The following is a 25,568-nucleotide window of genomic DNA, read 5'->3' as shown; positions in this document are numbered from 1 at the left end:
GATCTGCGACACCTCACGGCGCGGCGGCATCCGTGGGCGGAAGCGCGGCGCGGGAGGCGGCGGACAGCACGAGCGTCGCCGCCAGGGCGACGGCAGCGACGAGCGCGATGGTGAGGGTCGTCACGAGCGCATCCGGGCGCACGATCGACTCCCCGGCGAGCGCCTGACCGGTGAGGATCGCGAGGACACCGAGATAGAGCCCGATCACGAGCCGGATCAGCCGCAACCGCACCACCGGAGCGCGCAGCGCCACCAGCCGGGAAGCGAGCACCTCGAGCAGCAGGGCCGTGCGTGGGATCACCTGCAGGGCGTGCATGCCGACGATGATCACCATTTCGATGACAAGCGCGATTGTCGACACCGTGCCGATCCACCAGGCCAGTCGGCGACGACGCGCAGAAAGGATCCCGAGCAGCCAGGCGAGGCTCGCCGCGTAGACGAGCACGCTGATCGAGAACTTGAGCGGCTTGGCCCAGACCGGCGCGCCGGTGAGGCTGCGCGGATCGATCAGGAGGCCGACCAGGCAGACCACCACGAGCACCGCCATGGCCGCGGTCGCCGCGAGCAGCGGTCGATGCCAGGCCAGGGTGCGCAGGGCGGGCCAGGCGATGATCGCTCGCCGGTTGTCGGCGGATGACGGCGGTGCCGTGGTGCCTGACGCCGGGGTCTCTGGAAACTCGGGGGTGTTCATGGGGCGCTCCCTGTTCTGTCGGTCGGGCGTGGCGGTGCGGTAGCTCGTGCTGTCGTGCTGTCGTGCTCTCGTGCGATGTTCAGGGGGTGTGGTCGGGTGCGGACCCCGGCGCGGGCTCGGGCGCCGCTTCGGGAGGCACGCCGTAGCGAAGGGCGGCGATGTGTTCCTGCGCGGCGCGGCGCAGGCCGGAGAAGAGCTTGTCGCCGAGAACGGTGCCGACCACGACGGTCTCGCCCTTCGCGGCCCGGTCGACCCGCGCATCCAGTTCGTCGATGTCGGCCTCGGCGGCCAGCAGGGCGGCGGCGGCGTACCGGTCGAACCAGCCGCGAGCGTCGGTCTGGCCGACCTCGGCGAAGGTGTCGACGACCCGGGCCGCGGCCAGTCGGCCGGGGTTCGCCGCCGAGACGTGCCAGCCGGCGGTGAGGGCGTCCACCCGGGCCAGTGCTTCGGCGCTCACCGCGGACGCGTCGATCGTCGCCGACACCGAGTGCTGCGCGATCTCGAAGGTCTCCGGCAGCGACCGCTCGGAGTCGATGGCCTCGAGCACCCGCCGGACGGCCGCGACGCTCAGCCCGCCGACCTCGGTGAGGCCGCGAATGAGGCGGATGCGCTCGAGGTGCGACTCCGCGTACAGCGCCTGGTTCGGCCCGGAGCGCTCCCCGCCGGCGAGGAGGTTCTCACGCTGGTAAAACTTGATCGTCGCAACGGGGGTCCGGCTCCGGGTGCTCAGCTCTGCCATTCTCATCGGTCGGTGTCTCCGCGCTCGACGAGGGCACGGGCAAGGGCGCTGCCGAGATAACCGGCGCCGACGACAAGCTGGGTGGTCATGGGATTCTCCTTCTGGACGGCACACGACCGTCCCGTCAGATAGACGAACTATCTGATAGTGAGGATATCCGATAGTGGAAGTATCCGCTACCCCGTCGTCGGGCCGTCGTCACTCCCCAGGAGCGAAGAAGGCGCCGATCGCCGCGCTGAGTGCGACCGGGTCGGCCACGTGGCAGAGTTCGCGGGCCGAATGCATCGACAGGAGCCCGATGCCGACGTCGACCGTGTGGATGCCGAGCCGGGTCGCGGTGAGCGGGCCGATCGTCGAGCCGCACGGGACCGTGTTGTTCGAGACGAACTCCTGGTAGGCCACGCCCGCCTGCGCGCAGGTGCGGGCCCAGAGTGCGGCGCCGGCGGCATCCGTGGCGTAGCGCTGCGTCGCGTTGATCTTGAGCAACGGGCCCGCGCCAGGGACCGGCAGGTTCGCCGGGTCGTGCTTCTCGGGATAGTTCGGGTGCACGAGGTGCCCGGCGTCGGCCGAGAGGCACCACGAGGCGGCGTACGCGCGCAGCTTGTCCGAGGCGGATGCGCCGAGTCCGGCCCCGATCCGGGTCAGGACATCGTCGAGGAGCGGTCCGCTCGCGCCGGAGCGGGTCTGGGAACCGAGTTCCTCGTGGTCGAAGGCGGCGAGGACACTCGTGCTCTGGACTACGCCCGCGGCGGCGTCGACACCGGCCGAGCCATCGTCCGTGACCGCGAGGAGCGCGACCAGTCCCGCGTGCACGGACGACAGGTTGTCGAGGCGTCCGGCGGCGAAGAGCACGTTGCCGAGGCCGAAGCGCGCGGGGGCAGCGGAGTCGGCGGTGAGGAGGTCGTAACCGGCCACATCCGCCGCCTCAAGCCCGGCCAGGCCGGCGAGGTGGGCGAGCAGGTCCGCGGCATCGAGGTCGCCGACCCCGTAGACCGGGTTCAGGTGGCGTTGGCGGTCGAGGGTGAGACCGTTGTTGGCGTCTCGGTCGAGGTGGATGGCGAGCTGCGGGATGCGCAGGAACGGGCCGGTGCGCACGAGGTGCTCTGTGCCGTCGCGGGTGACGAGGCGCCCGGCGAGTTCGAGCTCGCGGTCGAGCCAGGAGTTGAGCAGCGGGCCGCCGTAGACCTCGACGCCGGCCTGCAGCCAGCCCCGGTTGCCGATGGTCGGCTTCGGCTTGAGCTTGAAGCCGGGGGAATCGGTGTGGGCACCGAGGATGCGGAACGGCGACACCGGGCCGGCCCCAGCCGGCTGAACCCAGGCGACGACCGCGCCGTCGCGCACAATGAAGTGCCGCCTGGCCACGGCCGCGTTCGCGCCGACCGTGCTGCCCGCGCTGCCCGGCCACTCGTTGCGCTCGTCGAGCCGGGTGAATCCACCGGCCTCGAGCCTTCGTTCGAGTTCCGCGGCGGCGTGGTACGAGGACGGCGACGCTGCGATGAAGCCGGCGAGGTCGTCGATGTACTCTGGGTGCGAATCCGGTGCAAAGGTCATCCCCCTATCCAAGCACCGGCCGACGACGGGCATGCACGACCGCCTGGCTGATGGCGCGGACCGGGTATCGCGCTCGCTACGGCGACCTCGGCCTGCTCGACCTGATCCATCGTCGCCACGGTGGACTTCTAGGGGCGCGGTCCACGCACGGGTCGACCCTGAACGACGTCGTGCATTCCTGGGTGGAGGCCCGTCGCGACCGGGAGCGCTCCTGGCAGTTCCTGACCAGGGCCCTGGACAGCGACCTCGCCGACATCCAGGGCGGCACCACCCATGAGGGCATCCACCTCGGCGCGATCGCGGGGTCAGTGGACATGATGGTGCGGTGGTACAGCGGCCTCGAGATCCGCGACGACATCCTCTGGCTCCACCCCGTACTCCCCGCGGAGCTCGGTGCGTTCTCGTTCAGCATCAACTACCGGGACCACCCGATCCTGCTCGAGCTCACGTCGACGAACCTGCGCGTGACACTCAGCGCCGGCGGTGCCCCGCCGATCCGGGTACGGGTGGAGGGCCAGGACGCCTGGCTCTCCCCGGGCCAGGTCCGCGATTTCCCCCTGGTCCCGTAGCGGAGGCCCTAGACTGGCCGCACTCGACTAAGTGGGGGCACAATGACCGACGGATCAGGCAATTACATTCCCCTGCCCGCGGCGGCTCCCGCGGCGGGCTGGTATCCGGACCCCGCAGGATCCCCTCGCCAGCGCTGGTGGAACGGCGCGGCCTGGACCACGGACCTGCACTATCCCGAGCCTCCCGTCTACGGGCACCTCGCTCCGACCAGGGTCCTCTCACCGGACACGCCCGTCTACACCGCGGCCATCTGGATCATCACGCTGCTGCCGCTCCTGTCGCTCATCAACGTGGCGTCGACCGACCTCACCGCGGACTTCAACCGGGGGCTGTCGGAGGGCTCCACCGGCACGACGACGTCGGCGACGGATGTCCTCAGCCAGCTCCTCAGCATCGCCGTCTACGCGGCGTCGGTCACCCTCGCCTACTTCGACCGGCGCCGGCTGCTCGCCGACGGGTTCACCCGCCCGTTCCACTGGGCCTGGACCTTCCTCTGCTCCGGTATCTACGTGATCGGCCGCTCGATCGTCGTGCGTAACCAGGCGGGCCGCGGCCTGACCCCGATCTGGGTCTGGACCGGCATCGTCGTCGTCACGACGCTGGTCACCTTCGCCAAGTTCGCCGCCCTCGTGCCGCTCTTCCTCACGACGATCGGGTCGGGCATCGCGGCCTGAGCGGCAGCCGGCGAGCGCGGGTGTTCCGCGGCTAGACCTCGCTCTGCAGGGCCGCGCGGGCGAAGGCGGCCCCGCCGGGGGTGATCGTCCAGTTCAGGTAGTCGCGGGGCTTCTTCTCGAAGACCCCGAGGTGGTTGAAGAGGCGCCACTTGGGGAGCACGACCTGGAACGCGGCATCCGGCGACAAACGCTCGCCGTTCTTCTGCCCCCAGCCGATGGTCTCGAGGCCGAGCGCGAGCGCCTGCTTGAACAGGGCGACCTCCGTGAACCCCCGCCGGGCGATGAGCACCAGGAGGAGGCTCGTGGCGTCCGCCTCGACGGGCGAGCGGCTCGTGCGGATGGTGCGCGCGAGGTGCCACCAGAGCTCGCGCGGGTTTTCGGCGAGTGCGCGACCCCTGCTCGTGAGCACGAGCCGTCCCTTGGTCACCCGCAGTAGCCCGACCCGGCGGAGGTGGTCACGCAGCTCCTGCAGCGGGAGCATGTGCACCTCACGGTTGACCGTCACGGGCCAGCCCCAGTCGAGCTCCGTCGACGCCGCGAGCACATCGACCGGCGGCAGGTAGCCGGCATCGGTGAGGTGGATGCCGTCGGCACCCACCCGGCGCAGGATCCACTGCACGTGTCCCACCATCCGCTGCATCGCCCGCTCGGGCAGCAGGATCGTGTCCCTCACGCGGGCCTCGGCGAGCATGAGCCGAAAGCCGGCGATCGCGTCGGGGTGCATGCGGGATTCGAGTTCCTGGGTGACCTTCACGTTGCGAGCCTACCGAGCGTCCCGGCAGAACTGTCAGCGGCACCTGCGAAGCTGGGAGGATGACCGACATCCGGACCGATACCCGCGCATCCGCCCGTGAGATTCTCCGCACCCTGGTCGGGCGCGACGACGCCGACTTCCACGACGGGCAGTTCGAGGCCATCTCCACCCTCGTCGACGACCGCCGCCGCGCGCTCGTCGTGCAGCGCACCGGCTGGGGAAAGTCCGCGGTGTACTTCGTCGCGACCCTGCTGCTGCGCCGCCAGGGCGCAGGCCCCACCATCCTCGTCTCGCCGCTGCTCGCCCTCATGCGGGACCAGGTCGCCGCGGCGGCGCGCGCCGGCGTGCGTGCCGTGTCGATCAACTCCTCGAACGCGCACGAGTGGGCCGGGGTGATCGAACAGCTGCGGAGGGATGAGGTCGACGTGCTTCTGGTCTCCCCCGAGCGACTGAACAACCCCTCCTTCCGCGACGAGCAGCTGCCCGCGCTCATCAGTCGCGTCGGCCTGCTCGTCGTCGACGAAGCGCACTGCATTTCCGACTGGGGTCATGACTTCCGCCCGGACTACCGGCGGCTGCGCGACCTCATCGCGACGATGCCGTCCGGGGTGCCGGTCCTCGCGACGACCGCAACGGCGAACAGCCGCGTCGTGACGGACGTCGCGGAGCAGCTCGCACCGGCGGCGCCGGCAACAGGTCAGGCCGCGGGGCCCGGCGTCGTCACCATCCGCGGGCCGCTCGCCCGAGCCTCTCTCCGGCTCGGCGTGCTTCGGCTGCCCGACTCGCGAGCCCGGCTCGCCTGGCTGCTCAGCCACATCGACGAGCTGCCCGGCAGCGGCATCATCTACACCCTCACCGTCTCAGCGGCCGAGGACACCGCGCGCCTGTTGCGCGAGGCCGGCCATGCCGTGCGCGCGTACACCGGCCAGACCGACACCGCGGAACGCGAGGAGTCCGAGGGGATGCTCAAGCGCAACGAGGTCAAGGCCCTCGTCGCCACAAGTGCCCTCGGCATGGGCTTCGACAAGCCGGACCTCGGTTTCGTGCTGCACCTGGGCGCCCCATCCTCCCCCGTCGCGTACTACCAGCAGGTCGGTCGCGCCGGGCGCGCGACCGAGAACGCCGACGTTCTCCTGCTCCCCGGTATCGAGGACGAGGCGATCTGGCAGTACTTCGCGACCTCGTCGATGCCGAGCGAGCACAAGGCGGAGGCCGTGCTCGGCGCCCTCGGCGACGCGGGTGGTCGCCCTCTCTCGACGCCGGCGCTCGAGGCGCGCGTCGACCTCAAGCGGTCCCCCCTCGAACTGCTGCTCAAGGTCCTCGACGTCGACGGCGCCGTGCGCAGGGTCACCGGCGGCTGGGTATCGACCGGGCACCCCTGGGTCTACGACCAGGTGCGCTACGAGCGCATCGCGGCAGCCCGGCTCGCCGAACAGCAGTCGATGATTGACTACGAACGCACGACCGGCTGCAGGATGGAGTTCCTGCAGCGCGCCCTCGACGACGACAGCGCGGTGCCCTGCGGCCGTTGCGACAACTGCACGGCGGCCTGGTACCCGTCCGACGTCGCCGTAGCGGCGGCCTCGGCAGCCGCCGCCTCGCTCGACCGGGTCGGCGTCGAACTCGAACCCCGCGCCCAGTGGCCGACCGGGGTGGCGAGTCTCGGGGTCGACGTGCGCGGCAACATCCCGGTTGGCGAGCGTCTCGCCGCGGGCCGCGCCCTCGCCCGGCTCACCGACCTCGGCTGGGGCGGACCCCTCCGCGACCTCTTCGCAGTCCAGGCGGCGGATGCCCCGGCGACCGCCGCGATGACAAGCGCCTGCGTACGGGTGCTCGCCGACTGGAATTGGGACGAACGACCGGCCGCGGTGATCAGCATGCCGTCGCGGCGGCATCCGCTTCTCGTCGCCTCGGTCGCCCGCGCCCTGTCGGAGGCCGGGCGCCTGCCCTGGATCGGCTCCCTGGACCTCGTCGGCGGCGGGCCCGAAGGCGGCAGCGGCGGGAACAGCGCCTATCGCCTCGCCGCGGTGTGGAACCGTTTCGAGGTCGGGCCAGAACTCGCCGCGTCCCTGGCGCCCTTCGCCGGAAAGCCGGTCCTGCTGATCGACGACCTCGCCGACAGCCGGTGGACCCTCACCGTCGCCGGGCGGCTGCTGCGCCGGGCGGGCACCTCTGCGGTGCTTCCGTTCGCCCTGGCACTGCGTTCCTGAGTCCGCGCGCGTTCCGGGAGCCGCGCACGCATCCGCGATGACACATCCTTCCGGTAAACTCCCCGGGCATTCAGAACCAGGGAGACCCGTGACATCGACACTCAAGACCGAGCGACCTGCTCCGGCGCCGCCACGCGAAACCACCGTGCGCCGGGATATCCAGGGGCTGCGGGCCGTCGCCATCGTCGCGGTCGTGCTCAACCACGTGATCCTGTGGCCGACCGGCGGTTTCATCGGCGTGGACATCTTCTTCGTCATCTCGGGCTTCCTGATCACCGGGATCCTGCTCCGCGACCATGAGACGACGGGTACGATTTCGCTCCGGCGTTTCTACGCCAGGCGCATCCGGCGGATCGCTCCGGCCGCGGTGACCGTGCTGGTCGCCACGGCGGTCCTCGCCCATTTCCTGTTCAACACCACGCGGGCGCTCTCCACGCTCTGGGATGCCGTCTGGGCCTTCGTCTTCGCGGCGAACTGGCACTTCACGGCCATCGGCACGGACTACTTCCATGCGAGCGACCCGGCCTCGCCGCTGCAGCCGTACTGGTCGCTCTCGGTCGAGGAGCAGTTCTATCTCGTCTGGCCGATCGTGATGCTCCTCGTGCTCACCGTGGGCGCGAAGCGCCTGCGGAGCGCCCGCGGCGGCAGGGTCGTCCTCGGCCTGGTGATGGTCGTCGTCATTGTCGTGTCTTTTTTCTATGCCCTCGGTGAGAGCGCGACCACGCCGTCCGCCGCCTACCTGTCCACGTTCTCCCGGGTCTGGGAGCTCGGCGTCGGCGCCCTGCTCGCCGCGGCCGCCCCGGTCTTCCACCGGATCCCCGTCGCCCTGCGCGGGCTCCTCGGCTGGGCAGGACTGCTCGCGATCCTGGCCGGCTTCTTCCTGATCGACGACACCCTCGCCTTTCCAGGGCCCTGGGCAGCCGTCCCCGTCGCCGCGACCGCCCTCGTGATCATCGGCGGCATCACCGGCCCGCAGCACTACCTGTTCCCGCTCACGAACCCGCTCAGCGTCTGGATCGGCGACCTCTCGTACTCGCTGTACCTCTGGCACTTCCCGGTGATGGTGTTCCTGCTGATGGCCGACCCCACGCTCAGCGTCCCGGTCATCCTCGGCATGATCCTCGCGCTCTCGATCGTGTCGTACTACCTCATCGAGCAGCCACTGCACCGGTCACCGTGGCTGCACCGGTTCGGCGGCTCAGCGGAATCCAGCCGCCTCGCCTGGCGCACCTGGCGGGAGAAGTTCGGCTCCCAATTCATTCTTGCCGGGCTGAGCCTGTTCGTGATCGCGACCGTGATCGGTGTCAGCGCCCAGGTCACCCTGCACGGCACGAGTTCCCCGGCAGCACCCATCGCGGCGCCCGGCCCGGTGGAGGACCCGACAGCCCAGCTGCAGGCCGATCTCGGCGCGGCTGCCTCGTCGACCGCGTGGCCGGGCGACCTCTCCCCCACCCTCGACGACGCGATCACGACGACGTCGAAGAACAACCCGGCCAGGGGCTGCTTCGATGTCGGAAGCACGCCGAGCTTCGACGGCTGCACCTGGGGCAGCTCGGACGCCCCGAATCGAATGTACCTCGTTGGCGACTCCACGGCCCTTGCCTATGCCCCCGCCTTCAAGGCGATCGCGGAGGGCAGCAACGGGCAGTGGAAGATCACCACGATCGGCCTGTACGGCTGCCGGTTCACGGCCGTGCCCGTGCAGAACGACGGCGCCGGCGTGATGGATGCCTGCCCCCAGCGCAAACAGGACGTCGCCCAGCGCATCGTGGCCGACAACCCGCGGCTCGTCGTGATCTCGAACGCGTACGCCCTCGGCAAGACGCCCGACCGGACCGCCCTCTCCGCGGAGACCCTCGTCGCGTCGACGGCCGCGGAGGCGGCCGTGTACAACGCCGCCGGCCGGATCGTGTACCTCGCGCCGCCGCCCCTCGGGGCCAGCCTCGGCCAGTGCTATTCGCCGGTGTCGAGCCCGCAGAACTGCAACACGGGCATCGACCAGGCCTGGCAGGACTTCGCGGCGGCGACCAGCGCGTTGAACGGAACCGGCAGCTTCTTCGTGTCCTCGCTGCCGTTCAGCTGTTACAACGGCGCCTGCCCGGCGTTCGCGGGCACGATTCCGACCAAGTACGACACCGTGCACATGACTGCCGCGTATTCGACCCATATCGCCCCGGCCATTCGCTTCGCCCTCGGGGCGCTCGGCCTGATGTAAGCGGGTCGTTTCCGGCGGGGTCAGGCGACCCTGACCTCGATCTCGCCCGGCTCCGCGGCCTCGCTGCCGAAGACCAGGAACCGGTTGGCGATCTTGTCGGTGAAGAACCGGTCATGGCTGACCACGACGACAGCGCCGGGGAAGTGCACGAGGGCCCGCTCCATCACCTGGGTGCTCGACAGGTCGAGGTGGTTGGTCGGTTCGTCGAGCAGAAGCACCGAAGCCCCGGAGAGCAGGCACTGCGCCATGGCGACGCGCGCCTTCTGCCCGCCGGACAGGTTGCCGATCGTCTGCTTGAGGTCGGCCTCTGAGAACTGGAACATCGCGAGGAAACGGTTCACCGACTTGCGGGTCGCGGTGAACGCGAGGCTGCCGGGCATGGCGTTCACCGCGTGCGTGACGGTGTCCTTCTCGTCGAGCTCGGCGAGGACCTGGTTGTATGAGACCGGCGCGATGCCGCCCGCCCAGGTCACGGACCCGGAGTCGGCCTTCTCCTCGCCGTCGAGAACCCGCAGCAGGGTCGTCTTGCCACTGCCGTTGGCGCCGAGCACAACGATCCTGTTCCCGCGCCGGACCTCGAAGCTCAGGTCGGAGAACAGGGCCTTGTCACCATAGGACTTGCTGAGGCCCTCGACCCGGCAGAGCACGTCCTTCACGTGCAGGCCGCGATAGATCTCCGTGATGATCTGGTCGACCGGGCGCGGCGCCCTCGCCTTCTTGATCTGCGCCAGCTGGCCGTCGAGGGTGCGGCTCGCCGCCTTCGCCGCCTCCCTGCGGTCGGAGATCCCCTCGGACTCGAACGCGAGGAGCTCGGACTCGTGCACGAACTGCTGCTCGAGCGTCTTGAGCCGGAACTGCTTCTGGATGACGTATTCGCCGAAGTTGCCGGGGTACTCGTGCAGGTGGAAATTCTCGACCTCGATGATCCGGGTGACGACGGCGTCGAGGAATTTCCGGTCGTGCGAGACGATGATCGCCGCACCGTGGAAGTCCCGGAACCAGGCCTCGAGCCATTCGACGCCGGCGACGTCGAGGTAGTTGGTGGGCTCGTCGAGGAGCAGGACGTCGGGGTCCTCGAGCAGGATCTTGGCAAGCGCCGCCCGGTTGCGCCAGCCGCCGGAGAGCTCGTCGATCGCGCAGACGCGGTGGGCCTCGTTGAAACCGAGGGTGCTGAGTGCCGTGTCGATCCGGCGCGGGTAATCCCAGCCGCCGAGCCGGTCCATGTCCTCGAACAGTTCGGCCTGGCGGTGCAGGAGGGCGTCGAAGTCCGTGGCCACGGCGATGGCCGCGTCGATCGACGCGAGTTCGGTTTCGATGGCCTTGATCGGAGCGAAGAGGCCGTGCAGGACCTCGGTGATGGTGGAGGAGCCGTCCAGTTCGGAGAACTGCGAGAAGTACCCGATCGAGACACCGCTCTCGAGCGTGACGGTGCCGGTGTCCGGTGCCACCTGGTCGAGGATGAGCTTGAGGATCGTGGTCTTCCCAGACCCGTTCTTGCCGATCAGGCCGACCCTGTCGCCCGGCTCCAGCCGGAAGAAGGCGTCGCGCAGGATCTGCGTCTTCTCGAATCGAACACTGACGTCGTTCAGCCTGATCAGGCTCATTACTGCTGTCCTCTCGAGGGACGCCCAGGGAATTCGGCGAGCGGAGCCCAGTCGAGTCTACAAAACCCCGGGCGCTTCAGACCCTCAGCGCTACCGAACCTCAGCGCAGCACGTCCATCCGGGCCGGGTCGTCGGGATCGTGCGGCACCTCGCTCCGGGCGGACAGCATCCCGAGACGCACGAGGTCGATGCCGAACAGGTCAGGCCGTCCATGCAGGCGGCGGCGCCAGGTGGCCGGCACCGCCTCGAGTCCCCACCGTCCCGCGAGCAGCGCGCCGGCGGCGGCCACGCTGGCGGGATCGGCACCGCTGTGCGCGGCAGCGGAGATGACCGGTTCGAGGCGGGAAGCATCCACTGCACCCGCGTCGCCGAGGATCGCCCACGCGCCCTGCAGAATCCAGTCGACCGGACCCACACGCTGCACGTCGCCCGTGCGGCCCTGCCCGGCCGCGGCGAGGTGGGCCTCCCAGGCGGCGCGCGCCCCTGCGGGCAGGGTCTCGAACCCGGCCCGGGGATCGAGGCGCCCCTCGAGGACCGCCACGCGGAGCGAGAGCGCGAAGAGAACGCCCGCGTCGCCGGCGCCCGGGTCAGCGTCGATGCGTCCCGAGTCGGTCAGTGCGGTGCGGTTCAGCGCGGTGCCGTGCCCGGACGACACCAACCGCGCAGCCTCGGCGAGCGCCACCGGGTCGTCGAGCATGGCGAGGGCGACGGGGGCCGTTCGGAGCAGGCATCGGCCGGCTGCGAGCCCGGCCGCTTCCGAATCGCCGAATTCCGGTTCCGCGGCCGGCCCGAGGTCTTCCCGCACCGCAGCCTCCCTGGGGTCGAGGCCGTCGGCCGTGAGCAGCGCGAGGTCCACGGCCGCGGCCGTCCGCTCGGACCACTCGAAGTCACCGCCGGACGCGAGGGCGTCCCCGGCGGCGAGTCCCAGCAGGACAGCGCCGGACCGATCATGCTGTTCGGGTGTGCGCACAGCGACCTCCGTGGCATGAGCAACGACATCGAATGCGCGCAGCATACGTCCCGGCGGCACGGCCGACAAGGCGGAAGCCCCCTCCCGTGGCGCCCATTCGCGATGGCGGAGAACGACCGGCGCGGGCGTCATCGTGCGTCACGGGCGTCATCGTGCGTCACGGGCGTCATCGTGCGTCACGGGCGTCATCGTGCGTCACGGGAATAGTCGGGGATGCCTGCACCTTGTTATTCTTCGGAAGTCCCCGGTGAACACACCCGGCCCGGAGACTCCCTCGTGTGAAGGACCGCCACCCTGGTCTTTTACCTTCCGAAGCGTCAAACCGGCGGTTCGATTCCCTGCATTCGCGTTAGGCATTCCCATGAAGCTCACGTTCCGCTCCGCGCTCGTCGCGGGAGCCATCGTCACCCTCGCAGCACTGTCCCTCACCGCGTGCGCCGCCGGCGGCACGGCCGGAAGCACGAGCGGCGCAACGACCGCCGACGATTCCCTCACCAAGGTGCAGCAGGCGGGAACACTCACCGTCGGGACAGAGGGAACATACCGCCCGTTCTCGTTCCACGAGAACGGCGCCGGAGACATCACCGGATACGACGTCGACGTGGTCAAGGCCGTCGCCGCCAAGCTCGGAGTCACCGCGACCTTCCAGGAGACCCAGTGGGACGGCATCTTCGCCGGGCTCGAGGCCGGCCGGTTCGACGCGATCGCCAACCAGGTCTCGATCACCCCTGAGCGCACCGCCAAGTACACCTTCTCCACCCCGTACACCTACTCGACGGGCGTCATCGTCGTGAAGTCGGACAACACCTCGATCACCTCGTTCGAGAGCCTCTCCGGGAAGACCACCGCCCAGTCGCTCACGAGCAACTGGAACACTCTCGCGACCCAGAGCGGCGCCAACGTGCAGGCCGTCGAGGGCTGGGCCCAGTCCGTCGCCCTCGTCGAGCAGGGCCGGGTCGACGCCACGATCAACGACAACCTGACCTTCCTCGACTACAAGAAGAACAACGACGCTTCGGGGCTCAAGGTCGCCGCGACCACGACCGACAAGTCGAAGAGCGCCCTCGCGTTCGCCGGCGGGAGCACCGCCCTCGCAACCGCCGTCGACACCGCCCTCGCCGATCTTGCCGCGGACGGCACCCTGACCTCGATCTCGGAGAAGTACTTCGGGGCCGACGTCTCGAAGTAGCCGGCAGATGACTCAGTCGAACTGGGACCTCGCCCTCAGCGCACTGGGTCCGATCCTGATGGGCGCCATCCAGGGCACGATTCCGCTCGCGCTCGTCTCCTTCGCGCTCGGTCTCGTGCTCGCGCTCGTCCTCGCGCTCATGAGGCTGTCCCGGCAGCGCTGGTTGTCCGCGATCGCCCGGGTGTTCATCTCGATCGTGCGGGGAACGCCGCTGCTCGTGCAGCTCTTCGTTATCTTCTACGGGCTTCCCTCCCTCGGGCTTCTGATCGACCCGTGGCCGAGCGCCGTGATCGCCTTCTCGATCAATGTCGGCGGATATGCCGCAGAGGTCATCCGCGCCGCGATCCTCTCCGTGCCCCAGGGCCAGTGGGAGGCGGCGTGGATGGTCGGAATGTCCCGCCGCAAGGCACTGACGCGGATCATCCTGCCGCAGGCCGCCCGCGTCTCGGTCCCCCCGCTGTCGAACACGTTCATCAGCCTCGTCAAGGACACCTCCCTCGCCTCGCTGATCCTTGTCACCGAACTCTTCCGGCAGGCCCAGAAGGTCGCGGCTTTCAGCCAGGAATTCATGCTGCTCTACCTCGAGGCCGCGCTCGTGTACTGGGTGATCTGCCTCGTGCTCTCGACCGTGCAGGGCAGGCTCGAAAAGCGATTGGACCGCTATGTCGCCCATTGACACCCCGCTCGACCCTCCGACCGAGCCGCAGCACGGCAACGGAAGCGAGCCCGCGGCGTCCGCCGCCCTGCTCACCGTGCGTGGGCTGCGCAAGAGCTTCGGCTTGACCAGCGTGCTCGAGTCCATCGACCTCACTGTCGCCCGGGGCCAGGTGCTCGCCCTGATCGGCCCCTCCGGCTCGGGGAAAACCACCATTCTGCGGTGCCTGAACGGGCTCGAAACCGCGGACGGGGGCACGATCACGATCACCGCCGAGGTCGCAGACGCCACACACATCGACGCCACGCCCGGGGACCCCTCACTCGCCGGAACCGCGATCACGGTCGACTTCGGCGACGTCAAGGGCCCGAGCGACAAGAGCCTCGCGGCCCTCCGCGACCGGTCGGCGATGGTGTTCCAGAACTACAACCTGTTCCCGCACAAGACGGTGCTCGAGAACGTGCTCGAGGGTCCTGTCGTCGTGCAGCGCCGCCCGAAGACGGAGGTCACCGTTGAGGCGCTCGCTCTCCTCGCCCGGGTGGGTCTGGCCGACAAGACGGATGCGTTTCCGTTCGAACTCTCCGGCGGCCAGCAGCAGCGGGTCGGGATCGTGCGGGCGCTCGCACTCCGCCCCCAGCTCCTGCTCTTCGACGAGCCGACGTCCTCGCTCGATCCTGAGCTGGTCGGGGACGTGTTGCGCCTGATCAAGGAACTCGCGATCGAGGGCTGGACCATGGTGATCGTCACCCACGAACTCGAGTTCGCCCGGGAGGTCGCGAGCGAGATCGCCTTCGTCGACGGCGGCACGATCGTCGAACACGGCGACCCCAGGCAGGTGCTCCGGCACCCGCGCGAGGAACGCACCCGGCAGTTCCTGCACCGCCTTCTCAACCCGTTCTGAACGCGCCCGGCCGGCCCGTCGACCCCGCCCGTCCGCCCCGCTATCGTGATGCCATGGCAACAGGAGCGGTGACCACGCAACGAGGCGTCTTCGGGGTCTTCCGCCTCGCGATCGGGATGCTCCTCCTCGCGAGTGTGCTCACTCAAGTCGTCGACCAGGCAGTGCACGACGCCTTCGTGCCGACGGAGTACTTCGGGTATTTCACGGTGCAGTCGAGCCTCGTCAACGCGGTCGTCCTGCTCTGGGGCGGTTCCCTCGCCCTCCGGTTCCGGGCAGACCCGGAGCTTTTCACCCGGATCAGGATGTCGGGGCTCTGCTACGCAATCGTGACCGCGGTCGTCTACAACGCCCTGTTGCGGAACGTCGTGTCCGACGGTTTCACCGGGATCGCCTGGCCGAACGAGGTCCTGCACGTCTGGGCGCCGATCTTCATCCTGGTCGATTGGCTCCTCGCTCCTGGGCGGCCGGCCCTCGCATGGAAGGCCCTGGGCTTCGCCCTCCTGTATCCGATCGTGTGGGTCGTCTACGCCGTGATCCGCGGCGCCGTCACCGGGTTCTACACGTACCCGTTCCTCGACCCGACCGGACCCGGCGGGTATGGGAGCGTCGGCGGGTACGTGCTCGGAATCGCCGTCGTCATCGCGGGCCTCGCTGCCGCGGCGATATCCGTGAGCCGGGCTGGGCATGCGACAGGGGTCACGGCGTCGACAGCTGTTCTGGCGGAAGATCCGGCAGCATCCGTGCCGCCGCCAGCTGACGCTCGCGCATCGCGAGGAACAGCGGAAAGCTGAACGCGAAGGCGAGAAAGAACGCGAGGACGACGTAGAGCCAGGCACGCTTCATGCCGAGCCGGCGTGCTTCGACGATGATCAGGATGCTGCCGGCCACGGCTGTCACGAGCAGGTCGACGGTGAGCGATGACACCGAGGGGCCACTACCGGTCCAGTCGCCGAGGTAGTCGCGCGCCTGGCTGATCGAGAGGATGTTGTACGTCCAGGTGCCGATCAGGCCGGCAACACTCAGGCCGAGGTACACGAGGGCGAGCGGGGTCCAGTTCCGGGTCATGCCGACAGTATGCCGCCCCTTCCCGTTCGCGCGGGGCTAGTTGGCGGGGCCGGCGGTGAGGGTCGCGGACGCGGTGTGGGTTGCGCCGGCGGTGTCCGTCCAGGTGAGGGTGACCGAGTCGCCGGGGTTGTACGCCTTGAGAGTCGAGGTGAGGGCGGCGGCCGAGGTGATCGACGTACCGTCGACGGCGGTGATGGTGTCGCCCGTGACGATCCCGGCGGTGGCGGCGGCCGAACCGTCGACGACCGCGGTGATCACGGCCGAGTCACCGGTCGTGGCCGTCGATCCGGTGGTGCCGGATGCCGCGCCGAGGCTGCCGCGGTAGCTGCGGCCGTTGACAGAGCCCGTGTCGGCCGACGCGGTGGCGCTCGAACCGACCGCGACCCCGAGGAACGCCGGGTAGCCGATCGTGACCGTGCTCGTTTCGACGCCGGTGTGGATCAGGGTGACGACCTCGAGCGCCGCGTCGATCGTGATCGCGAAGCCGCTGATCGTCGCCGTCCCTGAGGACGCCGCCGTTTCAATGCCGATGACCTCCCCGTCGGCGTCGTAGAGGGGCCCGCCGGAGTCGCCGGACTGGATGTCCGCGTCAACCTGGATCAGGCCGGTCAGGGTTTCGGCGTCCGTGGCATCCTCGCTCGAGGCGGTGATGGTCTGGTCGACGCTCGTGACGGTGCCGGCCGCCGCGGTGAGGGTGCTCGTTCCGCCGGCGTTGCCGACGCCGGTGACTGGGTCCCCCGCCGCGACGGTCGAGGTCGTGTCCAGAGTGGCGGGGACCAGCCCGGAAGCATTCTCGAGTTTCAGCACGGCGATGTCCTGTGAGGAGTCGGTACCGATGACATCCGCGACATAGCTCACGCCGGTCGAGACGACCGTCACGCTGATGCTCGTCGCGCCGTCGATGACGTGGTTGTTGGTCAGGATCTCACCGCTCGAGCTGAGCACGATGCCGGTGCCGGCCGCTTCGGCGCTCTGGTACTTGAGGACGGTGTCGATGACGACGACGCCGATCGACTGTGCGGCCGTTGCCGCAGTGGTGTCGAGCGCGGTGGCCGTCGTGGCGGATGCGGTGCCGGACCCGTAGTTGGAGGGGCCGCCGGGGCGCAGGCCGGAGGTACCGAGGGTCGCTGAGGAACCTGAGGTTCCCGATGAGCCGGTTGACCCTGAAACCGAGCCTGAGCTGCTCGTGCTCGACGTCGAGCTGTTCGAGGACGAGACCGCGGCGACGACCTGAGCGACGGCCATCGAGGAGACGTACAGGCCTGCGCCCGTCGTCGCAGTGACGAGGGCTGCGGCGAGCCCCATCGAGACGATCACGCCCGCCCGGAAGCGGGGCCGGTGGAAGGCCGGGTTGACGACGGGTGCGGCGGGGATGATGCCAGTGGGTTCCGTGCCCGTTGGTTCGGTGCAAGTCATTGTGAGATCCTTTTCCTCCGGGTGACGGCCATACCGTCGCGACTGGTTCCCACCCAAGTCCCGGAAGCTATCGGATTTCTATGAGGCGCCGCGGTGTTGGCCCAGAGGGTCCCGCCCATCGGCTGTGAGCCCCTCCGGGCAGGGCGGGCCGGTCAGACGAGAACTGTGCTGCCGATTTCGCTGAAGCCCTGGTCGGTGACGGTGACCTCGAGCTTCGCCGGAATCTGTTCCTTCATCGAGTCCACGTGGCTGATCAGTCCGATGGTGCGGCCACCGGCACGGAGGCCGTCGAGGGTGCTCATCGCCGTCTCGAGCGTTTCGCTGTCGAGGGAGCCGAAGCCCTCGTCGACGAAGAGGGTATCGAGTGCGATTCCGCCGGCTTGGTTCGAGACGACCTCGGCGAGTCCGAGGGCCAGGGCGAGGGAGGCGAGAAAGGTCTCGCCTCCGGAGAGCGACTGGGTCGGGCGGGCCCGTCCGGTGTGCTGGTCGAGGATGGCGAGTCCGAGGCCGGACTGGGTGCCGCGGTACTGCAGGGAATCATCGTGTTCGAGGGCATACCGGCCGCCGGTCATGTCCCGCAGGCGACCGTTCGCGGCGAGGATGATCTCCTCGAGTTGCGCGGCGAGCACGTAGGTTTCGAGTTTCATCCGTTTGGTGTTCGGTTCCTCGCCGTGCACGACCGCGGCGAGCTCCCGCACCTGGGCTTGGGTGACGAGCAGGGTCGCGGAGGTGGCGACAAGCGCACGGGCCTCGGCGACCACGACGGCCAGTTCCTCCTGCCGGACGGCGAGGGCCCCCTGCTCGGCGAACGCCTCGTCCCTGGCCCCGGCTGCGGCGGCCTGGGCGGCCCTGGTCGGTTCGAGATCGAGCGCGGCATCGGGAAGGTCGGCGAGCTCCGGTTCGGCCAGCACGGCGCGGACCGCGGCGAGCTGATCGTCGTGGGCGCGGATGCCGGTCTCCCTCGCCGCGATCTCGGCCGGCGCGAGTCGTGCGGTGACCACCTCCGCTGCTTCGGCGAAGCCTTCGGCGGTGAGCCGCTCGGCCACGGCCGCAGAGGCGGCATCGAGGGCACGATCCCGTTCGCCGCTGAGGGCGCGGGCCGTCTCGAAGGTGCGCGCCGCCTCGAGCTCGGTGCGCAGGCTCTCCGCCCGCTCGGTGACGGAGGCGTAGCCCGCCGATTGCCGATTCACCCGTTCCTCGATCGCGATGCGGCGGCCGCGGATTTCGGTGAGCCGGGTCGCGGCATCGTCCCTGCCGGAGTGGACCCCGGCGAGGGTCTCCCGCGCGTGGTCGAGCTCGGTGCGCAGCCGCAGCCGCTCGGCACCGAGTTCCGTTTCCCGTGCCGCCGCGGCGCGGGCACTCTCGAGTGCGGTGAGCGCGGCGGCGCGCGAGGCCGTGCGGTCGGCACCTGTTCCCGGGCCGGCGGAAGCACGGGCGGCGGCAGCGCGCGCGCCCAGGGTGAGGACCTCGCCGTTGCTGCGCTCGAGGTCGTCCTGGACGCGGGTCATGCCGGCGAGGGCGGCCTCGATGTCGGCCTCGGTGACCGGCTCACCGGGCGCCTCCGCGGGGTGAGGATGCCGCGTGGAACCGCATACCCCGCACGGTTCGCCGGAAACGAGCCGGCCGGCGAGCTCGCCGGCGTGGTCTGCCAGCCGCTTGGCAACGAGGTCTCGGTAGCGTCCGGCGGCGTCGGCGTTCTCGGTGGCGGCGGTCGCGTGCCGGCGGCGTGCGGCGTCGAGGTCCGCCTCGAGTGCGGCAGCCTCTGCGGCTGCGGTTTCCGCGGCGACCGCGCGGGCGAGCGCGGCGACGGCTTCCGGTCCGCGGGCGGAGTCGCGAGCGAGCGCGGCAAGGTCCCGGTCGAGGTCGTCGAGCAGGGCGGGCGCTGCGTCGATCCGTGCCTGCAGCCCGTCGAGCGTGGCCTGGATCTCGGCGAGCCCTGCCGCGGCGGACCCGGACTCCGCATCGAGGGCCGGCAGTTCTTCCTCGGCCGCGAGGACGTCGTTCAGGGACCCGAGCTGTTCGAGGAGCAGGTCGATGGTGGCAGAGAGTGGGACGGCATCCTGGTCGTCGTCGCCGTTCTGGTCCTCGACGTCGGAACCGTGGACCGTAATCCAGTTTTCCCGCGCCGCCACCTCCGTCCGCGCCGCGTCGAGGGCCGCGGCGAGCGCACCGGACTCGGCTTCGATCTGGGGCCACACCCGCGCAGCGCGGTGTGCGGCGGCGAGGTCGTCACGGTCGGCGTCGACAACGGCGCTGCGCTCGTCGAGCACGGCCAGGGTGGCCGCTGCGGCGTCCCGGCGGTCCTGGCGGGCGCGCACCTCTTCCTGGGCGCGCAGCCTGGCCGTCGCGTCGACCAGTGCGGCGTCCGCACGGGCAGCCGCGGCCACAGCGACGGCGAGTGCGTGCTCGAGTCCGGCGGTGGCCGCCCCGAACCAGGCCAGGTCCGGTGTTGCGGTGCCGGGCTCGGTGCCTGCGGGCACGTGCCGGACGGCGGATGCGGCGAGAGTGTCGAGCCGTACGCGCACGCCGGTGAGTTCGTCGTCGAGGGCCTTGCGACGCGTGATGAGTTCTGTCTCGAGGCTCTGGAACCTGCTGGTGCCGAAGAGGGTGCGCAGGACTTCGCGACGGTCGTCGGTCTTGGCGAGCAGGAACCTTTGAAACCGGTTCTGTGCGAGCAGGATCACCTGCAGGAACTGGTCCTGTTTGAGCGGCAGGATGCGGGAGAGCTCGTTCCCGACATCGACGGGTCGTGCGGCGAGACCCCGCCAGCCGTCGACTGCGCCGGCAGCCGTGTCGGCGACCGCGGCGGCCTCGCGGACCTCGAGCCGGGCATCCGGTGCGGACACGGTGGTGCCGATGCCCCGCTTCTTGGCCTTGAGGTACTTGGGAGTGCGGAAGATGCGGTAGTCGTTGCCGTTCAGGCCGAATTCGAGCTCGACGAAGGTGGGATCGTCTGGTTCGCAGTGGTCGCTGCGCAACTGCGATTCCGTGCCCTCATAGCGCGGAACACTGCCATAGAGGGCGAAGCAGACCGCGTCGAGGATGCTGGACTTGCCCGCGCCGGTCTTGCCGGTGATCAGGAAGATACCATCGTCGTCGAAGCGCTCGAAGTCGACGACCTGCTCGTTCTTGAACGGGCCGAACCCGGCGAGACGCAGGCGCTTGATCTTCACGTCGTACTCCTCGTTTTCCTGGTGCTCACTGGGTGACTTCTTTCAGTTCCCCGGCCGCGAGCAGTTCGGCGACGAGGTCTCGCTCGAACTCCGTCTGCCCGACACCGTTGCGCACGAAGCTCAGGAAGCCGGCGATGATGTCGGGATCGGTCTGCCGGTTGATCCGTTCGGCGTAACTCTCGCCGCCGGTATCCACAACGACTGCCGGTCGGTGTTCGAGCGTGACACAGTGCGGGAACCGCTTCTGGAGCGCCCGCATGCCGTCGAGGGGCCTGACCTGGTCGGTCAGCACGGCCGAGACCCAGTCCCCTTCGAATGCTGCGAACCTGTCGGCGGTGAGGAGTTCCTCGAGCTCGCCGGTGAGCACACTGAGCCTTCGGGGAATCGGGAGGGCGACCCACTCGATCTCGAGCTCGGCACCCTTCCCCGAACGGTCGGGGCCGAGGTCGACCTGCCAGGCACCGCGGGGCTTGGCGGCCTCGGCGAACGAGTAGTGCAGGGGTGCGCCGGAGTAGCGCACCCGGTCTTCGAGCCTGGCTCGCCCGTGGATGTGCCCGAGTGCGACGTAGTCCGGGCCCTCGAACACGCTGACCGGCACGAGGTCGAGCCCGCCGGCGGTGATGTCCCGCTCGACGTCGCTCGCCTCCTGCGTGGCCGCGACGCCGGCCGCGAAGCAATGCGCGAGCACGACGGAGCGACCGCCGCGGACCGCGAGGTCCGCCCGGATCTGGTCCATGACGAAGGTGAGCACCTGCTCGTGGGTCTTGAGCGCCTGGTCTGGGCGCGCCTGGTTGGCTCGCGTTTGAGTGGAATAGAGGTGGCGGACCAGGGCCGGTTCGAGGAAGGGGATGCCGTAGAAATGCACGGGGCCGTACTCGTCGGTGAGAGTGACCGGCGAGGCGACCTGCTCGGGCCGGGTGATCACATGGATGCCGGCAAGGCCGGCCCATTCGGACTGGAACCCGAGCCGGGTGGCCGAGTCGTGGTTGCCGCTCGTCATGATGACCTGCGCGCCGGCCTTCCGAATCTCGCGAAGGGCCGTCGCGAGGAGGGTGTAGCTGTCCGCTGAGGGCATCGCCGAGTCGAACACATCGCCGGCGACGACGACCACGTCGATCGAACGATCGCGGACAACGTCGACGAGCCCGTCCAGCACGGACCGGAGGTGCTCGAGGGTCGAGTGCGTGTGGAACGTGCGCCCGATGTGCCAGTCCGACGTGTGCAGGATCCTCATGATCGTCACGCTACCGTCCAGCACCGACACGGACCGATCGGCCCGCCCACAGCATCTATCTTTGTTCTTCTGTGTTTTCCTTGACAAACAAAAAGAAACACAGATATCGTGTAGACAATCCTGATCGAAGCGATCGGGCCGCGCAGTGGCGGGGGGTCACTCAAAGACGAGGAGGTATCATGTTTGCGGAAGAACGGCAGGCGCTGATCGCCGAACTCGTCAGCGAAGCCAGCCGGGTCACCGTCAATGAACTCGCAACCCGCTTCGACATCACCCCGGAAACAGTGCGCCGCGACCTCGATACGCTCGAAGGCTCCCGGCAGTTGCGTCGAGTCCACGGCGGGGCCGTTGCCCTCGACCGCCTCAGCCTCTCCGAGCCCAGCCTGGCCGAACGGCAGACCCAGCGACACGACGAGAAGGAACGCATCGCCGCTGCCGCGTTCGCGATGATCCCGACCAGCCAGTCCGGGTCGATCATCCTCGACGCCGGCACCACCACCGAACTCCTCGCCGACCGCCTCGCCGACTGGACATCCGCCGGACCCGACGACCAGCTCCTCGTCATCACGAACGCCGTTCCGATCGCATACAAGCTCGCCGGCAACGAGGAAATCCATCTCCATCTCCTCGGCGGTCGCGTCCGTGGCCTGACCCGCGCCGTCGTCGGCCAGAGCACGATCGCCCAGCTCGAGGGACTCCGCCCCGATATCGCATTCATCGGCGCCAACGGCGTGCATGCCATCTTCGGCCTGAGCACCCCCGACCTCGTCGAATCGTCTGTCAAGACCGCCATCGTCCGATCGGCACGGCTCGTCGTCGCGCTCGCCGATTCCACCAAGCTCGACGAAGAGACCCTGGTGCGGTTCGCCGCGCTCGGCGACATCGACGTGCTCATCACGGATGCCCTCCCATCACCGGAACTTTCCGCGGCCCTGGCCGCGGCTGACGTAGAGGTTGTGATCGCGTGATCATCACGCTTACCCCGAATCCGAGCCTGGACCGCACGATCTCGCTCGACGGCGTCCTCGCCCGCGGCGAGGTGCAGCGCGCCGTGGCGAGCCATGTCGAGCCGGGGGGCAAGGGCGTCAACATCTGCCGCGCCCTTGAGGCCTCCGGCGTGGAGAGCCTCGCGATCCTGCCCGGCGACGCCCTCGATCCTGTGCTCATCGCGCTCTCCGATGCGGGCATCCCGCACCTCGGCATGCCGATCGGCGCAAGCATCCGCAGCAATGTCGCGATCACGGAGCCGGACGGCACCACGACCAAGGTCAACGTGCCCGGTCCTGTGCTGACCCCCGCGCAACAGACCGAACTCATCGATCTCGTGCTCGACCGGGCGGATGGAGCAGGCTGGGTCGTGCTCGCGGGCTCGCTTCCCCCGGGAGCTCCCGTCGATTTCTACGCCGACATCATCCGCCGGCTGCGCGCCCGCTACGGCTCAGCGGCGCCGAAGGTCGCCGTCGATTCGTCCGGCGCCCCCTTCGCCGCGGCAGTGAGCGCCGGCCCAGACCTGATCAAGCCGAACGGCGAGGAACTCGCCGAACTCACCGGAATCCCGGACGCCGAAGCGCTCGAGGGCAATCCGTCACTCGTCGCAACGGCATCCGCTCGCCTCGTGGCCGGCGGCGTCGGCGCGGTCCTCGCCACGCTCGGCGCCCAGGGTGCCGTGTTGACGACCAGGGACGGATCCTGGCTCGCCCAGACGCCGCCCATGGTCGCCGTGAGCACCGTCGGCGCCGGCGACTCGTCGCTGGCCGGCTTCCTGCTGAGCAACCTGGCCGGTGGCAGCGCCCCCGATGCGCTCCGCCAGGCAGCAGCCCACGGGGCCGCAGCCGCATCTTTGCCCGGATCAACCGTTCCGGCACTGAACCAAACAAAGCCCAGCGACGTCACCGTGACGCAGCTGACCCATCCAAAGGAGGATGTCCAGTGAGTGCACTGATCACCCCGGAGCTCGTCGCTCTGGATAAGAACCTCGGAGCCGCTCCCTCGAGCGTCATCCGGCGACTCGCCGAGCTCGTTGTCGGCGCAGGCCGGGCCACCGAGATCGAGAGCCTGTACGCGGATGCTCTCGCCCGCGAAGCGAAGACGGCCACCGGCATCCCGGGCGGTCTGGCCATCCCGCATTGCCGTTCCGCAGCCGTTACCGAGCCGACCCTCGCGCTCGCCCGCCTGTCGACCCCGGTCGACTTCGGCGCAGGAGACGGCCCCGCCGACCTGGTCTTCCTGATCGCCGCGCCGGCCGGCGCGGACCAGGAACACCTTAAGATCCTGGCGAAGCTCTCCCGCTCGCTGATGAAGCCCGCGTTCACGGCCGCCCTGCGCGCAGCCACGACGCCCGCAGAGATCGTCGAGCTCGTCACAAACGTCGTCTCCCCCGTTCCCGTCGCTGTCGGCGGCGGCACTGCAGCCCCCGCGGCATCCGTCGCGACCGGCGTCAAGCGCCTCGTCGCCGTCACTGCCTGCCCCACCGGTATCGCGCACACCTACATGGCCGCTGAGGCCCTCTCTGCCGCCGCGGAAGCCGCCGGCGTCGAGATACAGGTCGAGACCCAGGGCTCTGCCGGCCTCACCATGCTCGACCCCGCGGTCATCGCCGCAGCCGACGCGGTGATCTTCGCGGTCGACGTCGACGTGCGCGGCCGTGAGCGCTTCGCGGGCAAGCCCGTCATCCAGGTTCCGGTCAAGCGCGGCATCGACGAGCCGGCCAAGCTCATCGCGGACGCGATCGCAGCCTCCCAGAACCCGAACGCCCGCCGCGTCGGCGGAACCGCAGGTGCCGCCGAGGTCGACGAGAAGAATGAGCACTTCGGCCAGAAGGTCAAGCGCGCACTCCTCACCGGTGTCAGCTACATGATTCCGTTCGTGGCAGGCGGAGGCCTGCTCATCGCACTCGGCTTCCTCCTCGGCGGCTATGAGATCACCAAGATCGCCGACGTCGTCACCCTGCAGAACAGCCTCTTCAATCTGCCGGACGGCGGCCTCGCGATCTACCTCGGCGCGGTCTTCTTCAAGATCGGCGCCCTGTCAATGGGCTTCCTGGTCCCGGCGCTCTCCGGCTACATCGCCTATGCGATCGCCGACCGCCCCGGAATCGCCCCCGGGTTCGTCGCGGGCGCCGTCGCAGGCTTCATGGGTGCCGGCTTCCTCGGCGGCATCGCCGGCGGCCTGCTCGCCGGTGTCGCAGCGGCCAGCTTCGCGCGGCTCAACGTTCCGCGCTGGCTCCGCAGCCTGATGCCCGTCGTGATCATCCCGCTCGTCGCGTCGATCGTCGCCTCCGGGTTGATGTTCCTCGTGCTCGGTGGTCCGATCGCCTGGCTCACCGCCGCGCTGAACACCTGGCTCACCGGGATGAGCGGCGCAGCGGCGATCGTCCTCGGACTGATCCTCGGACTGATGATGGGCTTCGACCTCGGCGGCCCGGTCAACAAGGTTGCATACGCCTTCGCCGTCGCCGGACTCGGCACCGCGACCGTGGTCAACCAGGCTCCGTGGCAGATCATGGCCGCCGTGATGGCCGCCGGAATGGTTCCGCCGCTCGCGATGGCCCTGGCCACCGTGCTCGACAAGAAGCTGTTCAGCCCGATCGAACGTGAGAACGGCAAGGCGGCCTGGCTGCTCGGTGCGTCCTTCATCTCCGAGGGCGCCATCCCGTTCGCGGCGGCAGACCCGCTGCGCGTGATCCCGGCGAGCATGCTCGGTGCCGGTGTCACGGGCGCCCTGTCCATGGCCTGGGGTGTCACGAGCAAGGCCCCGCACGGCGGTATCTTCGTGTTCTTCGCGATCGACAGCTTCGCGCTCTTCGCCCTGGCGATCGCAATCGGCACTGTCGTCGCCGGCGTCGCCGTCATCGCACTGAAGAGGTACACCACCAAAAAGGCTCCCGCGGCAGTAGAAGCCCCGGTTTTGGTCACCGTCTGAGCGCACAAAACTGACATCACCGCATGAAAGCGCGGC

General features: G+C 69.4%; 21 protein-coding genes. 11 read left to right on the top strand and 10 right to left on the bottom strand.

The annotated features are described in order from the left end of the window. Positions 1-13: 13 nt before the first annotated feature. The 3 genes from RCH22_RS01245 to RCH22_RS01235 all read right to left on the bottom strand — a co-directional run bounded on the left by RCH22_RS01245 (position 14) and on the right by RCH22_RS01235 (position 2,981). A complete protein-coding gene (locus tag RCH22_RS01245) occupies positions 14-691 on the bottom strand; it encodes a hypothetical protein (RefSeq protein ID WP_327012514.1) in 678 nt (225 codons plus the stop codon). 79 nt (positions 692-770) lie between these two features. Further along, entirely contained in the window at positions 771-1,436 is a 666-nt protein-coding gene (locus tag RCH22_RS01240) for a MerR family transcriptional regulator (RefSeq protein ID WP_327012513.1), read from the bottom strand. Between the two features lie 192 nt (positions 1,437-1,628). Beyond that, a complete protein-coding gene (locus RCH22_RS01235; protein ID WP_327012512.1) occupies positions 1,629-2,981 on the bottom strand; it encodes a M18 family aminopeptidase in 1,353 nt (450 codons plus the stop codon). A 50-nt stretch (positions 2,982-3,031) separates the two neighbouring features. Between RCH22_RS01235 and RCH22_RS01230 the strand changes: the two genes are divergently transcribed. Continuing rightward, positions 3,032-3,550 carry a glycosyl hydrolase family 65 protein gene (locus tag RCH22_RS01230; protein ID WP_327012511.1) on the top strand — a complete coding sequence of 173 codons (519 nt, stop codon included), beginning with the start codon at positions 3,032-3,034 and terminating at the stop codon, positions 3,548-3,550. 42 nt (positions 3,551-3,592) lie between these two features. Next, positions 3,593-4,225 (top strand): DUF2510 domain-containing protein, encoded by a 633-nt coding sequence (locus RCH22_RS01225; protein WP_327012510.1) that lies wholly within the window; start codon positions 3,593-3,595, stop codon positions 4,223-4,225. Between the two features lie 31 nt (positions 4,226-4,256). Here RCH22_RS01225 and RCH22_RS01220 read toward each other — a convergent pair whose 3' ends face one another. Further along, positions 4,257-4,979: a hypothetical protein gene (locus RCH22_RS01220; protein ID WP_327012509.1), complete on the bottom strand. Its 723-nt coding sequence runs from the start codon at positions 4,977-4,979 to the stop codon at positions 4,257-4,259. Between the two features lie 59 nt (positions 4,980-5,038). Here RCH22_RS01220 and RCH22_RS01215 point away from each other — a divergent pair, with 59 nt between their 5' ends. Both RCH22_RS01215 and RCH22_RS01210 read left to right on the top strand, forming a co-directional pair. Next, positions 5,039-7,189 (top strand): RecQ family ATP-dependent DNA helicase, encoded by a 2,151-nt coding sequence (locus tag RCH22_RS01215; protein ID WP_327012508.1) that lies wholly within the window; start codon positions 5,039-5,041, stop codon positions 7,187-7,189. A gap of 88 nt (positions 7,190-7,277) precedes the next feature. Next, positions 7,278-9,404, top strand: coding sequence for an acyltransferase family protein (locus RCH22_RS01210; protein WP_327012507.1), 2,127 nt, complete (start codon positions 7,278-7,280; stop codon positions 9,402-9,404). Positions 9,405-9,424: 20 nt separating this feature from the next. Here the strand turns inward: RCH22_RS01210 and RCH22_RS01205 are convergent, their stop codons facing one another. Together RCH22_RS01205 and RCH22_RS01200 are read right to left on the bottom strand one after the other, a co-directional pair. Beyond that, complete coding sequence (locus RCH22_RS01205) at positions 9,425-11,008, bottom strand: ABC-F family ATP-binding cassette domain-containing protein (protein WP_327012506.1); 1,584 nt, start codon at positions 11,006-11,008, stop codon at positions 9,425-9,427. 100 nt (positions 11,009-11,108) lie between these two features. Next, positions 11,109-11,978, bottom strand: coding sequence for a hypothetical protein (locus RCH22_RS01200; RefSeq protein WP_327012505.1), 870 nt, complete (start codon positions 11,976-11,978; stop codon positions 11,109-11,111). A 361-nt stretch (positions 11,979-12,339) separates the two neighbouring features. On the opposite strand from RCH22_RS01200, the gene RCH22_RS01195 reads away from it, so the two are divergent. Genes RCH22_RS01195 through RCH22_RS01180 form a run of 4 tightly spaced genes read left to right on the top strand, consistent with a single transcriptional unit; the run spans position 12,340 to position 15,514 of the window. Beyond that, entirely contained in the window at positions 12,340-13,167 is an 828-nt protein-coding gene (locus RCH22_RS01195) for an amino acid ABC transporter substrate-binding protein (RefSeq protein ID WP_327012504.1), read from the top strand. A gap of 7 nt (positions 13,168-13,174) precedes the next feature. Beyond that, on the top strand, positions 13,175-13,843 hold the full coding sequence (locus RCH22_RS01190) for an amino acid ABC transporter permease (RefSeq protein ID WP_134445903.1): 669 nt from the start codon (positions 13,175-13,177) through the stop codon (positions 13,841-13,843). Further along, positions 13,830-14,723: an amino acid ABC transporter ATP-binding protein gene (locus RCH22_RS01185; RefSeq protein WP_327012503.1), complete on the top strand. Its 894-nt coding sequence runs from the start codon at positions 13,830-13,832 to the stop codon at positions 14,721-14,723. Before RCH22_RS01190 ends, RCH22_RS01185 begins: the two co-directional genes overlap by 14 nt. A gap of 53 nt (positions 14,724-14,776) precedes the next feature. Next, positions 14,777-15,514 (top strand): Pr6Pr family membrane protein, encoded by a 738-nt coding sequence (locus RCH22_RS01180; RefSeq protein ID WP_327012502.1) that lies wholly within the window; start codon positions 14,777-14,779, stop codon positions 15,512-15,514. Here RCH22_RS01180 and RCH22_RS01175 read toward each other — a convergent pair. The 4 genes from RCH22_RS01175 to RCH22_RS01160 all read right to left on the bottom strand — a co-directional run bounded on the left by RCH22_RS01175 (position 15,420) and on the right by RCH22_RS01160 (position 21,611). Next, positions 15,420-15,788: a DUF2834 domain-containing protein gene (locus RCH22_RS01175; protein ID WP_327012501.1), complete on the bottom strand. Its 369-nt coding sequence runs from the start codon at positions 15,786-15,788 to the stop codon at positions 15,420-15,422. The genes RCH22_RS01180 and RCH22_RS01175 overlap by 95 nt on opposite strands. Positions 15,789-15,824: 36 nt before the next feature. Beyond that, complete coding sequence (locus RCH22_RS01170) at positions 15,825-17,204, bottom strand: trypsin-like peptidase domain-containing protein (RefSeq protein WP_327012500.1); 1,380 nt, start codon at positions 17,202-17,204, stop codon at positions 15,825-15,827. A 152-nt stretch (positions 17,205-17,356) separates the two neighbouring features. Beyond that, complete coding sequence (locus tag RCH22_RS01165) at positions 17,357-20,377, bottom strand: AAA family ATPase (protein WP_327012499.1); 3,021 nt, start codon at positions 20,375-20,377, stop codon at positions 17,357-17,359. A 25-nt stretch (positions 20,378-20,402) separates the two neighbouring features. Then, complete coding sequence (locus RCH22_RS01160; protein WP_327012498.1) at positions 20,403-21,611, bottom strand: exonuclease SbcCD subunit D; 1,209 nt, start codon at positions 21,609-21,611, stop codon at positions 20,403-20,405. A 179-nt stretch (positions 21,612-21,790) separates the two neighbouring features. On the opposite strand from RCH22_RS01160, the gene RCH22_RS01155 reads away from it, so the two are divergent. The 3 genes from RCH22_RS01155 to RCH22_RS01145 are packed head-to-tail and all read left to right on the top strand — an operon-like array spanning position 21,791 to position 25,532. After that, positions 21,791-22,579 carry a DeoR/GlpR family DNA-binding transcription regulator gene (locus RCH22_RS01155; protein ID WP_327012497.1) on the top strand — a complete coding sequence of 263 codons (789 nt, stop codon included), beginning with the start codon at positions 21,791-21,793 and terminating at the stop codon, positions 22,577-22,579. Next, positions 22,576-23,544, top strand: a complete 969-nt coding sequence (locus RCH22_RS01150) for a 1-phosphofructokinase family hexose kinase (protein WP_327012496.1) — start codon at positions 22,576-22,578, stop codon at positions 23,542-23,544. The genes RCH22_RS01155 and RCH22_RS01150 overlap by 4 nt, the downstream gene beginning before the upstream one ends. After that, positions 23,541-25,532, top strand: coding sequence for a fructose-specific PTS transporter subunit EIIC (locus RCH22_RS01145; protein ID WP_327012495.1), 1,992 nt, complete (start codon positions 23,541-23,543; stop codon positions 25,530-25,532). Before RCH22_RS01150 ends, RCH22_RS01145 begins: the two co-directional genes overlap by 4 nt. The last annotated feature ends 36 nt before the right edge of the window (positions 25,533-25,568 follow it).

Source organism: Cryobacterium sp. GrIS_2_6, from assembly GCF_035984545.1.
Lineage (GTDB): Bacteria > Actinomycetota > Actinomycetes > Actinomycetales > Microbacteriaceae > Cryobacterium.
Note: the sequence above shows the minus strand (reverse complement) of the source record. Positions and strands in the feature narration are given on the sequence as shown.